General features: G+C 64.7%; 14 protein-coding genes and 1 pseudogene. 2 read left to right on the forward strand and 13 right to left on the reverse strand.

Translation table 11 applies throughout. From position 1 onward, the window contains the following. Window positions 1-30: 30 nt before the first annotated feature. The 3 genes from B551_RS16605 to B551_RS16615 are packed head-to-tail and all read right to left on the reverse strand — an operon-like array spanning window position 31 to window position 3,434. Complete coding sequence (locus B551_RS16605; protein ID WP_006576028.1) at window positions 31-2,097, reverse strand: DUF6311 domain-containing protein; 2,067 nt, start codon at window positions 2,095-2,097, stop codon at window positions 31-33. Further along, complete coding sequence (locus tag B551_RS16610) at window positions 2,090-2,476, reverse strand: GtrA family protein (RefSeq protein WP_006576029.1); 387 nt, start codon at window positions 2,474-2,476, stop codon at window positions 2,090-2,092. Before B551_RS16610 ends, B551_RS16605 begins: the two co-directional genes overlap by 8 nt. Before the next feature lie 4 nt (window positions 2,477-2,480). After that, entirely contained in the window at window positions 2,481-3,434 is a 954-nt protein-coding gene (locus B551_RS16615; RefSeq protein ID WP_083492640.1) for a glycosyltransferase family 2 protein, read from the reverse strand. Window positions 3,435-3,856: 422 nt separating this feature from the next. Here B551_RS16615 and B551_RS27125 point away from each other — a divergent pair, with 422 nt between their 5' ends. Next, window positions 3,857-4,582, forward strand: coding sequence for an acetyltransferase (isoleucine patch superfamily)-like protein (locus B551_RS27125; RefSeq protein WP_006576031.1), 726 nt, complete (start codon window positions 3,857-3,859; stop codon window positions 4,580-4,582). Between the two features lie 17 nt (window positions 4,583-4,599). Here B551_RS27125 and B551_RS16625 read toward each other — a convergent pair whose 3' ends face one another. The 7 genes from B551_RS16625 to B551_RS16655 all read right to left on the reverse strand — a co-directional run bounded on the left by B551_RS16625 (window position 4,600) and on the right by B551_RS16655 (window position 7,757). Continuing rightward, the gene (locus B551_RS16625) at window positions 4,600-5,034 is read right to left on the reverse strand and encodes a hypothetical protein (RefSeq protein WP_006576032.1); all 435 of its coding nucleotides are present in this window, start codon (window positions 5,032-5,034) and stop codon (window positions 4,600-4,602) included. 33 nt (window positions 5,035-5,067) lie between these two features. Beyond that, entirely contained in the window at window positions 5,068-5,676 is a 609-nt protein-coding gene (locus tag B551_RS16630) for a GNAT family N-acetyltransferase (protein ID WP_006576033.1), read from the reverse strand. After that, the gene (locus B551_RS27255; RefSeq protein ID WP_006576034.1) at window positions 5,660-6,292 is read right to left on the reverse strand and encodes a sugar O-acetyltransferase; all 633 of its coding nucleotides are present in this window, start codon (window positions 6,290-6,292) and stop codon (window positions 5,660-5,662) included. The genes B551_RS16630 and B551_RS27255 overlap by 17 nt, the downstream gene beginning before the upstream one ends. A gap of 87 nt (window positions 6,293-6,379) precedes the next feature. Continuing rightward, window positions 6,380-6,667, reverse strand: coding sequence for a DUF2188 domain-containing protein (locus B551_RS16640; RefSeq protein ID WP_006576035.1), 288 nt, complete (start codon window positions 6,665-6,667; stop codon window positions 6,380-6,382). Window positions 6,668-6,725: 58 nt separating this feature from the next. Next, window positions 6,726-6,935, reverse strand: a complete 210-nt coding sequence (locus B551_RS26665; RefSeq protein WP_006576036.1) for a DUF2188 domain-containing protein — start codon at window positions 6,933-6,935, stop codon at window positions 6,726-6,728. A 76-nt stretch (window positions 6,936-7,011) separates the two neighbouring features. After that, the gene (locus B551_RS16650) at window positions 7,012-7,236 is read right to left on the reverse strand and encodes a DUF2188 domain-containing protein (RefSeq protein ID WP_023264595.1); all 225 of its coding nucleotides are present in this window, start codon (window positions 7,234-7,236) and stop codon (window positions 7,012-7,014) included. Between the two features lie 140 nt (window positions 7,237-7,376). Further along, on the reverse strand, window positions 7,377-7,757 hold the full coding sequence (locus B551_RS16655) for a YkvA family protein (RefSeq protein ID WP_023264596.1): 381 nt from the start codon (window positions 7,755-7,757) through the stop codon (window positions 7,377-7,379). A gap of 120 nt (window positions 7,758-7,877) precedes the next feature. On the opposite strand from B551_RS16655, the gene B551_RS16660 reads away from it, so the two are divergent. Beyond that, window positions 7,878-8,156 (forward strand): hypothetical protein, encoded by a 279-nt coding sequence (locus B551_RS16660; RefSeq protein ID WP_006576038.1) that lies wholly within the window; start codon window positions 7,878-7,880, stop codon window positions 8,154-8,156. Window positions 8,157-8,205: 49 nt separating this feature from the next. Here the strand turns inward: B551_RS16660 and B551_RS16665 are convergent, their stop codons facing one another. From B551_RS16665 to B551_RS16675, 3 genes and pseudogenes are all read right to left on the reverse strand, one after another. Further along, window positions 8,206-9,195, reverse strand: a complete 990-nt coding sequence (locus B551_RS16665) for an aldo/keto reductase (RefSeq protein ID WP_157072011.1) — start codon at window positions 9,193-9,195, stop codon at window positions 8,206-8,208. Further along, complete coding sequence (locus tag B551_RS16670; RefSeq protein ID WP_006576040.1) at window positions 9,192-11,000, reverse strand: FAD-dependent oxidoreductase; 1,809 nt, start codon at window positions 10,998-11,000, stop codon at window positions 9,192-9,194. Before B551_RS16670 ends, B551_RS16665 begins: the two co-directional genes overlap by 4 nt. Window positions 11,001-11,208: 208 nt before the next feature. Next, window positions 11,209-11,753 (reverse strand): annotated as a pseudogene (locus B551_RS16675) (NAD-glutamate dehydrogenase domain-containing protein); the annotation flags it as partial.

The following is an 11,753-nucleotide window of genomic DNA, read 5'->3' on the forward strand; positions in this document are numbered from 1 at the left end:
GTGCACGGTGCTACCGCCGACTACCGCTGGCTATCGCCCATGGATCTCCATCGAATCGACGTTCAATGCCAGTACACGCGTATCGTCGCTGATGCCGAGCTCGACCGGCGACCGTGCGTCGGGAAACTCGAGTCTGACGTCCAGGGATCCAGGCGTCGATTTCAGGACCGACGCCGGTACGCGCAATTCTCGGGTCTCGACCTGCTCTCTTGTGAGCCGCCAGCGCTGAATCTCTTTCCCGGCAACAACAACGACAACCTGTTGCTGTTCCTGCCCCGGCTTGATGAACGGAATAAAACGCAGGCGGACGGAGAGTTCTTGCAGGGATTCGTCACCCAGCGGAATCGACAACTCCGCTTCGCGCCCGTCGGTCCAGCGGCCACCTTCGCCGGCCGTCGTCGACCAGCCTCGCTTCAGAAAACGCTCGCTGGCCGCGTCCCTGAAATCGATACGGGCGATTTCGGAGCGGAATGCGCATGTCTGCGTACATCCGCGCCATGCGGGCGCCAGCACGCGGAACCCGTCCACGTACCCCGTAAAACCGTTGCCCCCAAGGGTGCCGCGGGCCTTGTTCCAGTACGCATCCTTGTTGAAGATATAGAGCGTGTCCTCTCTGAAGTTGCCGGTCTGGATGGCGGCCAGCAGCTCGTCTTCCACCGCTTTCAGCTTGTCGAAGTCGACACGGGCGAAATATCCACCGTTGATACTCATTCGCGCATTGGAGGCCAGGAACGCAATGGGAGCGTACCGCTCGCCGCCGTCGAGCGGGAGCACGAATGCAATGCGTTTGTACTGCTTCGGAACGTCGTTCCAGAACGCCGACTTCAGCGGATTGTCCCAACGCTGCGCCCATCGGGCACGAAAGAAGGCGGACGCATTCAACAGGTCGGTGGCCTGAAAAAGCAGGATCACGGCGAGCGCTGGCACCAGCAGCCGTTTTGGCGACAGCCGCAGCAGCAGTACCAGCAGAAGTATCTCCACGGCGTAGAGGACCGGCCAGATAAATCTGCCAGTGGAGCGGAACGTCGATACGACCTTCTCGAAAATGGCCGGTACCTGAAACTGAATCAGTTCGTGCCCGCCGAACGCTATGCGATTGGAGAGCGCATATACATAGAAGATCGCACAGACTGCAACAAGCGGGAACGCTGGACGCCACGCGAACCGGGCATGCCGCCATCGGAACGCCAGCAAGGCCACGACCAGCAGAGCCAGGACGAACATGCCCGCGCCCGGGTAGCTGAAGCCTTCGTAATTGCCGCCGACATATGGCGTTTGCCGCCAGATGGACCAGATGTCGAGCGGATGCAGTGGCGACGTGATGTTGAAGCGGTAGTACCCGTATCCCTCCGACCCGACCCCCCGGACCGCAAAATAGCCCACCGAAATCATCGTGCCGGCCAGCAACAGGAAGGCGAGGCCGATCTCCATCGTCAGCGATTTCCCGGTCACTTCCCGCGCCCTCCAGGCACGCCACCGATCCGCGGTCCAGAGGCCCAGGCTCATTGCCAGCAAATAGGGGTGGACGAGCGCCGCCACGCACAGCAGCACAATCCATTGAAAGGGCGTGGCAAGCCCTCGCAGATACAGATAGAGACCCGCCAGCAGGATCCAGTGGCCGATCAATGCTTCGTGCCCCAGCAGCCGCCACAGCATCGGTGGAGACAGCGTCAGCAGTGCGGCACCGATGGCGCGTACCACAATGCCGTCGGTAAACAGCGACAGGATGCGCCAGGCAAAAAAAGCCTGCAGTGCGAAACACAGGGCAATCCAGATGCCGAAATACTGAAACTGCGGCGTCAGCACGGCGCGGAGGAACTTGAACGGGATCGCCAGCAGCGGGATCGAGTCGGAAAATACGATGGAGCTGCCGATGGCTTCGCCGTACTTGGTGTTCAATCCGATCGGGAATTGCAATAAATCGCCGTAGCGGAAGAAATTCCAGCCGATGTAGTGCTGAATGGGGTCGCCACCGCTTGCCATGATCCAGTCGACATTGGCCGGATTGACGATTTGTCCGCCGCTGAATGCGACAAAGATCGCCAGACCGATCAGTACGGCGATCCAGGAATCTCCGGTTCTTGCGGGCTTAGCCATGTCTTTTTTCTTTGAACGTCCAGGCGGAATTGACGGCGAAGGTGAACAACAGCGTTACGGCGGTGGCGATCAGCTGGTTGACGATATAGAACCAGGTCGCCAGATGCGTCAGTATCGCCATGACGAAGCCGTTCAGCACCACGCCGGCTCCCGCAATGATCAGGAACTTGGGAAGGGTGGACAGGTGGCTGCTGCTGGCTTGAAACGTGAACCTGTAATTCAGGAAGTAGTTAATCAGCGCGCCGACCACGGCGCCGACCGAAGAGGCCGCGACGGGGCTGGCGAGCAGGCCTAGTTCGATCAGGCCGATCAGGACGACATAGTGGGCGACGGTGCCGGCCGCGCCGATAATCGTGTACTTGACCAGCCGTCGCAGCATCGCACTACCGGGCATGCTTGGCCTTTCTGCCGTACTGCGCCCGGATCAGGTACAGCGGGCGCCGTTTCGATTCCATGTAGATGCGTCCGATGTATTCGCCGAGGATGCCGATGCCGATCAGCTGTATGCCGCTGAAAAACAGGATCGAAACGAAGATCGAAGCGTAGCCCGGAACATCGATGCCATGGACAAGGGTGCGGATCACAAGGTACGCCGCATACAGGAAGGACAATGCCGAAACAAGCAGGCCGAAGTAGGTCCAGATGCGTAACGGGAGACTGCTGAAGCTGGTGATGCCTTCCAATGCGAAGTTCCATAGCTTCCAGCCGGAAAATTTGGTCGTGCCGGCCACCCTCCGATCGCGCGAGTACGGTATGACCGCGGTCCGAAATCCGACCCACGCGAACAAGCCTTTCATGAAACGTCGGGATTCCGGAAGGGAGTTGACCGCGTCGGTGACCTCGCGCGTCATCAGCCGGAAGTCGCCGACGTTGTCGGGAATCTTGACATCGGCCAGCTTGTTGTGAAGCCGATAGAAGTTCGAGGCGGAGAAACGCTTGAGGAAGGTATCGGTCGTACGGTCCACCCGTCGCGCCAGTACCACGTCATATCCCTCCCGCCACTTGGCCACCAACTGGCCGATGATTTCCGGCGGATCCTGCAGGTCGGCGTCGAACGGTACGACGATGTCGCCTTGCGCTTCTGCCAGCCCGGCGGACATGGCCGCCTCCTTGCCGAAATTTCGCGACAAGTCGATGACGCGCACGCGCTCATCGGTATCCGCGGCAGAGATCAGGCATTCGAGCGTGCGATCGGTGCTTCCGTCATTGATGCACACAATTTCAAACTCGATATTGTCAATCGCTTCCAGGCACGGAATCACACGGCTAAAGAATTCGGGAATCGCTTCTTCCTCGTTAAAGAATGGCACTACCAATGACAATAAAGGGATCGACATATTCCGAGAATTGACTATTGCGTTGTGCACACTCGCGACTGGCGAGGCCATTTTGCTGCGGTGAAGCCGCCGACGAACGGACTGCTGCGGCCATGCCGCGCGAAGGGTGTTGGAGCCACGGCAGTGACTTTGGATTGCTTTTGGCGAACCTGACTGCCAAAGCGCATATCCGGCTTGTTTTTCCCTCGTTTGAATCAGGCCGTCCGATCGGGCGGATTTTCTTGTGGTTGCCGGTGGATCGTAGCAGAGGAAAAATGCCCCTCGATTTATCGACTGGCACAAAAAAGAGAATTGTGCGTCTTTGTTGGCACCGGTCAACCTACTGCAGTAGGCCGTCGCTTTAATTGTGATTTAGAAGACGTTCAACCGGGTCGAGCACGCGAACGGAGTATCATGTCGGCTACTCAAGACTAGGCCCACGCATGACCGGTATTGACCTCCAGAACAACGGACAAGGCAACAGCATCGAGCATCCCGAGGACGCCATCCTCGATAACGTAAAAATCACATTCATCGGCAATGGAAACACGGTTCGAATTGGACGGTCCTGCCTGAGCAATGTCGTCATCGAGATCCACGGCGACGACAACGTGATCGAGTTCGACGAAGATTGCTGTGTAACGAACGCCATCATCAAGGCCTGGGTCGACCGCGCCGGCCGGAATGCGGTGAAGCTGACGCGGACCCGTATCGGACGAGGCGTTCAATATTCCCAGGGACAGATCATTCTCGGAGGCGACTGCGTCTCCGTGGAAATCGGCGAAGGGACAAACATCATCGAAGCGAAGCTGTTCGCCGTCGAGCGACACAGTCGTATCGAAATCGGTCCGTGGTGCCTGTTCTCGTGGAACATCGAAATCCGCACCAGCGATTGGCATCCGATCTTCGACATCGAAAGCGGGCAGCGGATCAATATGCCGGCACCGGTCAGGCTTGCCGAAAAGGTATGGGTCGGCTCTGACGTCCGTATTCTCAAAGGCGTGACCGTTGGCGCAGGCAGCGTGATCGGCGTGGGTTCGATCGTCACGCGAGATATCCCCGCATCGTGCGTAGCGGTTGGCAACCCGGCACGGGTGGTGAGGACCGGCATCTCCTGGTCCGTCGATGCCTTGTCGCACCTGGACCAGGAACCCGTGATCGCGCCGTAGTCCCGTGGCGCGGGCCCTTACCTGGCGTCTGCGAACGTTGCCTGGAACGCCGTGGCCCGAGCCGTTTCCGCGTCGAGCGCGCAGGTAAACGTGAAATTACGCCAGCCCTTGCGGCCGCGGGCCTGGCCCTTTCCTTCCAGCACGGTAATGCCTTTGAGCGTCAGGCTTTGCGGCGTGTCGTCGCCGAGGAAGACGCGGTCGACCTTGGCGTCGGTGCGCTTCAATTCCTGCAGGGCCAGCGGGCGGCACATCACCTCGGCGACTTTCTTGGCGTCGCTCCATTGGCTCGCGACGTTGCGGTCGGCGGGCGTGCGCAGGGTGCCGATGGCGCGGTCGAGTGCCTGACGTTGGGAGTCGGTCAGCGGGCTGTTGTCCTGCGCGATGGCGGCGCAGGCCGCGGTCGCGAACAGGGCGGCGAGCAGGGCGCGATGCGGTCGGTTCAAGCGTGCCATACGAAGTCTCGTCGGGTTGGAATATCGGCGATTCTACGGCGACGCCGGCACGGCGGCCTCGGTGCCGGAGCGCGGCACGTCCAGCGCCAGCCGCATCGCGCAGCGCAGATGCACGGGCAAGCCGAGTTCGCGTTCGTGCTGCAGTACCGCGGTGAGCCGTTCGTCGAGTGCATCGCCTTCTATCGCGTCGAAGCCCAGCCGGCGGTAGAAGGGCTCGTTCCAGGGCAGGTCGCGGAACGTGGTCAGCGTGACGGCCGCCAGCCGTTGCCGACGGGCATGTTCGATGGCCTGCGAGACCAGCGCGCGGCCGCGGCCCTGGCCTTGCCAATCGCGATGAACGGCAAGCTCCCAGATATGCAGCGCTTGCCCGAAGCGCTCGGCGCTGAGAAAGCCCCGCACCTTGCCGGTGTCGTCGACGGCAACCCAGGCCGTGCCGGCGGCAATGAAGCGCAGGTGGACCTCGGGGGATAGCACCTCGTCGTCGGCGATCCACGCCAATGCCGGCACGCTACGGAACAGTTCGGCGGCGGAGCGTTCGATTTCGGGCAGCGATGCGGCGTCGCTGCGCTCTGCGGGCCGGATCAGCGCCGCCATTGCCGGAACATGCTGCGAGCGCGCGACGCCATCATGCGTCGGCGCCATCGTTCGGCGTCTGCGCGATCCCGCGGATCACGCGCGCCGGATTGCCTACCGCGACCACGTTCGGCGGAATATCGCGCGTGACGACCGCGCCGGCACCGATCACGCTGTTCTCGCCGATCGTGACGCCCGCCAGCACGATGGCGCCGCCGCCGAGCCAGACGTTGTTGCCGATGACGATGGGCTTGGCGGCTTCGTATTTCTGCCGCCGCAGCTCGGGATCGATCGGATGAGTCGGCGTCAGCAATTGGACGTTGGGCCCGATCTGCACGTCTTCGCCGATCGTGATCGGCGCGACGTCGAGCGCCATCAATCCGTAGTTGACGAAGGTCCGCGCGCCGACCGTGATGTATTTGCCGTAGTCGACGTAAAGCGGTGGCTTGATATTGACGTCCGGTCCGACGGCGCCAAGCATTTGATGCAGGACCTGCTGCGCGCTGTCGAGATCGACGGCATAGCGCGTCTCGTATTCGCGAGACAGGCGATACGCGCGGCGCGATGCGGCCTGCAATTCGCGGTCTTCGGCGATATAGAGATCGCCGGCAAGCATTCTTTCCTTCTGGCTGCGATGGTCGATCTTGTCGGAGTCGGCGTCGGTTTCGGTGTCGGTACTCGACATGGGGATGCTGATGGTTCGTTGTCGCGCGGCCGATCATATCAGGACGTCGGTTGCCGGCTCTGCCGGCTCCGCCGAGCAGCAAGCGAGTCAATCGCCGCCGTCTCCACCGCCGCCGTTCCCACCGCCACCATCACCGCCGCCGTCCCCCGCATCGCCATCATGGCCGTGGCCATCGCCACGGTCATAGCGCGTGCGCTGCTGGACCTGGCCATCCGGTCCGTGAATCACCAGTTCGACCTGGTCCTTGCTGGCCTTTTCACGTCCGGCCGCGACCGCTTCTTCCTGCGAAGGGTAGTGCGAGGTGGCGCCGTCGGTATCTTCGACGGTCACCGCCCAGCCGCGGTCGGACGGCAGCACGTGGACGGTACGGTTCATGGTCGTCTTCCATAGCGGGCAGCGGGCGGCAGCCGCGGGGCCACCGCGCTGCCCATGGTCAAGCCGCGAGGCTTTCCTGTTCGGTCAGCCGGCGGATTTCGCCGTCGGCCTCCTGGACCAGCAGGCCGACGCCACGCCGCCGGGCGGCGGCCATCGCGAGCTGCAGCGCGTCATCGCGGGCGTCGTAGCGCAGGATCGATTGCGCCTGGCCTTCGACGGTCAATTCCCATCCGGTATGGGTGGCTTTCAATACGAAGTTGCGGGGCATGGTCTTCGGTCGAGAGCGGAGGGAACTTGCATCGTAGTGCATCGGGATATCGCCCAGTATGCGAGTTCGTCCTACGTCAGCCCTTCGAGGCCGCGGGATCGTGGCCGAAGCTGTTGCGCATGCGGATCTGCCCATCGCGGCCGTGGACCAGCAGTTCGACGCGGTCGCGCCGCGCCGCGTCGGTAGCGACTTCGATCGCTTCTTCCTGGGTGTCGTGATGCGAGCTGGCGACCGGTTCGCCTTCGCGGCTGACATTCCAGCCGTTGCCGTGCGGCGTCACATGGATATTGCGTCCTGCCATGGTGGCACCTCTTGATCAGGGTTTTCTTTCTTTCTAGAGCGGGGGCGGGGCGCGTGGTATCGGTGGCTGTCCGACAGTGAGCCGGACGCCGGATGGCACAGGCGATCAAGCAGCGTGGATGCCGCGGGTGGCGGCCCGCGTCAGCGCTGCCACCACCGCCACGCGAGCAGCGCTGCCGCCAGCCACAGGGCCACGACGATTGCGGCGCCCCAATAGCTGCGGGGCTTGCCGCGCCGCTGCTCGATCCAGTGTTGGGCCTGCTGGCGGCAGGAGTCGGCCAGCGGCACCGGCAACGTGCGCAGCGCGCACCAGATCAGCGCGGGCAGCAGCACGATTTCGTCGAGGTAGCCCAGTACCGGCACGAAGTCCGGAATCAGGTCGATGGGGCTGAACGCATAGGCGACGATCAACGCGCACAGGCCGCGAGTCAGCCACGGCGTCGCCGGATGGCGGCAGGCGAACCACAGCGTCAGCACGTCGCGCCGCAGTCGTGCGGCCCACGCGCACAAGGCGTCGAGCATGGAAGAGATCGCGGACATCGCCGAACTGGCGGGAATCAAGGGCGCTGGAGCGGATAGCGCACGTTGGCAAGGCAGCGCGCATGCTAGCATGGCCCGATCGAGGTCACGGGAGAGAACATCATGGCCAAGCGCGAACGGCCCGCACGTGCGCTGCAGGACGAAGTCAGCCGGCGTATCCAGCGACTGGACGAGATCGTCGACGAAGGTTTGAAGGTGCGGGTGCCCGTGCCGCAGCCGCATCCGCGCGATGCGCGCGGCCGCAATTGGGACATGCAGGGCTTCGGCCATGTTCGGGGCCATGAGCGCGCGATCCGCGCCGTGGTCGACAAGGTGCGCGACGAGTTCGATCTGTCCGACAACCCCGCGGCGCCGCAGGATCCGTTCGCACCGGCGTCCTGATCGGCGTCGAGTCGGCGCACCGGCGGCGAGCCGGCGCACCATCACCGCCTCATGCCGGCTCGCGCGCCGGCATATCGTTGCAGGGCCCGTTGCGGCAAGGCCGTGGCGAAGCCCCACCGAGGATGGTGGGCGCGAGCGCGCGCCCACGTTCGCCGAGCGCGCGATAGCGCTCGAGCAGCGCCAGGTTCTGGCGGATATGCTGCTCGGAAAACATCGAGGTGATCACGATGCCATGCTCGCCGGCCAGGCTCAGCGCGAAATGCATCGCCAGCTCCTGCTCGCTCAGATCATTGAGCCCGAGCTTGTCGACGGCCTCGCGCACCGGCCGGCTGGCCGCGCTCGCCGCCAGGCTGTCTGGCCCGCCGCCGTAGGGCCGCGACAGGAAGCGCTGCCGCCCGGCGCCGATGCCGGTGTGCAGTCGGTCGAGCACGTTCAGGTTGGCCTCGAACAGCCAGGCCGGCGCCTGTTGCACGAGCGGCGCCGCCATGATCTCCGGCGCATCGATGGTCACGCCCCATTGGCCGATCTTGCCATCGCGCTGCGCGCCATCCAGAAAGCGCTGCAGTTCGTCGGTCAGCACCTCGGGCGAATGCGGTTCGTGGATCAGGTAGTAGTCGATGCGCTCGCTGCGCAATTGGCGCAGCGATTGTTCGAGGCAGCTGCGCGCATAGCCGACCTCATAGTTTCGCTGCGACAGCGCGACGCGCGAGGCGGCATGCACCATTCGACGGCCCCCCGGCATGCGTTTGATCCAGCCCCGCGCGAGGCTCTTGGCTAAACTGAGCGCGCGCGTATTGCGCGGCGGCACCACGCCGAACTTGCTGGTGACGGTGACGTGCTGGCGCTTGCCCGCCAAAAACTCGCCGAGCAGTGCCTCCGCCTCGCCGAAGCCGTAGGAGCGGGCGACGTCGAAATGGCGAATGCCGTTGTCATACGCGATCGACAGCGCGCGCAGCGAGGCCTTCCTTCCCACCCGGCCCAGCATGGGAGCACAACCAAAGCCCAATCGGCCCGACAGTTCCTGGGAATGCTCACTCACCTTGGCGCTCCTGCGGTCGCTACGGCAACGGGCTCGTCGATCGGTTCGACGGACGGGGGCATCCGGTCCGCCACGGGGGTGGCGTCGGTCGCCATGTCGTTAGTCATGCGGTCGTCGTTTCGGTTCGCGACATCGTCTGCCAACTGTGCCGCGATGTCGTCGGCAATGCGCGCCGACAGCGCGACGATGGTCAGCGTCGGATTGGCTTGCCCCGAAGAGGGGAAGACCGCGCTGCTGGCGACGTACAGATTGTCGGTGCCGAACACGCGGCAGCGCGGGTCGACCACGCCATCGCGCCAGTGCGCCGCCATGCGCGCGGTGCCGATCTGGTGGAAGCCGTCGGCGGCCTGCGCCAGCACCGCGTCGATGCGCTCGGCTTCCGGCATCCAGTATTCGAGCCGGCCCGCGCCGGTCTTGCGCAGATGCCGGTCCAGCAGCGCATGGCAGCGCACCACCGAATCGGCATCCGCCTGCTGATAGCGCAAGTCGATGCGCAGCCGCCGCATGCCGTGGCAGTCGGTACTGTCGGCCAGCGTCACACGGCTCTCGCGCGAGGGCAGCTGCTCGGCATGGTAATGCAGCGCATAGACATTGTTCGGGCTCGGCAGGAAGAACCCGGGCAGCCGTGGCCGCGCGAAGTAGCGCCGATAGACGAAGGGTGGCACGAAGGTCGCGATCTTGGCGAGGTCCTTGCAGACATTGCGGACATGGGCGCCGCGGTCCTTGCGCGCGCTGGCGTTGGCGACCAGCTTGGCGATCGCGGGCGGCGCCAGAAAGCGGCTGATCACCGGTGTGCACAGCGCGAGGTAGGCGAACGACAGGATGCCGTTGCCGTGCGCAGGATCTGCCGGCGGATGGTTGTCCAGCCACATCGCGGTATTGAGCAGGCGCTGCTCGCGCTGCACGCGCGCGGGCACGGTGAAGCGCCGGCGCGCATAGAAGCCCTGCGCGTCGCGCTCGAAATGATAGATGGTGCGCGCCGCCTCCGAGTCGAACCGCACGCTGGCGATCTTGCCGGAGATGTGGCCCATGTAGTGCCGGCCCAGCAGGCCGCTGCGGTTGCCCAGGCGGTCCGCGCGGCGCGCGTTGGCGTTCAGCAGCAGCCGCGTCGCTTCCAGTCCGCCGCATGCGAGCACGAAATGGTCGGCGACGATGCGCGTGCGCGCCGTGCCGCGGGCTACCACGATGCTGCCGACATGCTCGCGGTCGTCTGCGGGTTCGATATCGACGCAGGTTGTGCCCAGCAACAGCTGCACGGTGGGATCGCGCTCGAACCAGTCGCGATAGCGGCGCGCGAAATTCGGTTCGCCGCTCCAGCGCTCCAGATCGGAGGCGATCACGTCGCCCGGCTCGAAGCGTGCGGTGATGGGGCGGCCGGCCGATTCGGCAGCGAGGCGATCGAGCGTGAAGGCGGGCTGGCCGCAATTGGCGTACTCGCAAGCGCGCGCGTAGTAGGGCGCCAGCTCTTCGTAACGGATCGGCCAGGCGGTGTCGGGCGCGTAGTCGCGTGCTTCGAAGTCGATCGGATCGAACGGGATGCAGCGCCCGCCCCACAGCCACGAGGTACCGCCGAACGCGCGCCGCACCGCGTCCTGCATCGTCGCATGGCGGCACGCATCGGCGATCTCGGCGTCGCACATCGCCTGTGCTTCGTCCTGGAACGTCTCGCCGCCGCTTTCGACCAGCATCACGGCAATGCCGCGCCGGGCCAGTTCCATCGCGCAGGTGATGCCGGCCGGCCCTGAGCCGACCACGCAGACGGTCGTACGCAAGCTCGCTTGGTGCGAGGGGGGACGCAGTACCATGGGGGTTCTCCGGCAGCCTGGCGATCACGGGATGACGCGGGACGGCCTGCCGCACGCCCGGGTGGGGCGCGAAAGGCATGGACCGGTTCGACACGCCCAATCTAGGGTTCGGGTTCTCGAACGTCCGTGCGTTGCCGCACGCAGTGTTGCGCTGCGCAAGAGAGCGTGCCAGCACGCGAAGCGGTCTTCGCCGCGCTGGCCGATCGCCTCAGGCCGCGTGTTCGAGCATGCCGATCTCGCGCGTGGCGACCGACAGCATCGACAGCCCGGTGGCGCCGGCCGCGCGCTGGTCCGCCAGCATGCGGCCGAAGCGCTCCAGCGGCGCGTGCCGCGCCTCGCGCCAGCGCTCGATCAGGCCATCGGCGCTGTCTTCGCGCACGCTGGGGCCGGCCTGCTGCAGCACGCTGACGGTCAGCGCGCGCTTGAGCCGGTCCAGATCGTCCAGCGTGGTGGTGCGCGCCAGCAGATCCCAATGCGTGTCCGCCGGCAGCGCCTGCGCGCGTTCGCGCAGCCAGCCGAAGCTCAGATGCCGGTCCAGCGCGAAATAGACGTCGGCGACCTGCGCCAGGCTGCGCTCGCAGCCCGAGGCCACCTCGGCGATATCGAGCGCGGCGACCGCGATATCGCCGGCCGCGACCTGCAGCGCCAGCGCGTCGTCGATGCCGAGCGCGGTCAGCGACTCGCGCCGCTGCGTCAGCGCGGTGGCCTCGTGCTCGGCCAGCAGTGTCGGCAGCCGCGGCGTCAGCCAGGCCG

The organism is Cupriavidus sp. HPC(L) (assembly GCF_000307735.3).
GTDB lineage: Bacteria > Pseudomonadota > Gammaproteobacteria > Burkholderiales > Burkholderiaceae > Cupriavidus.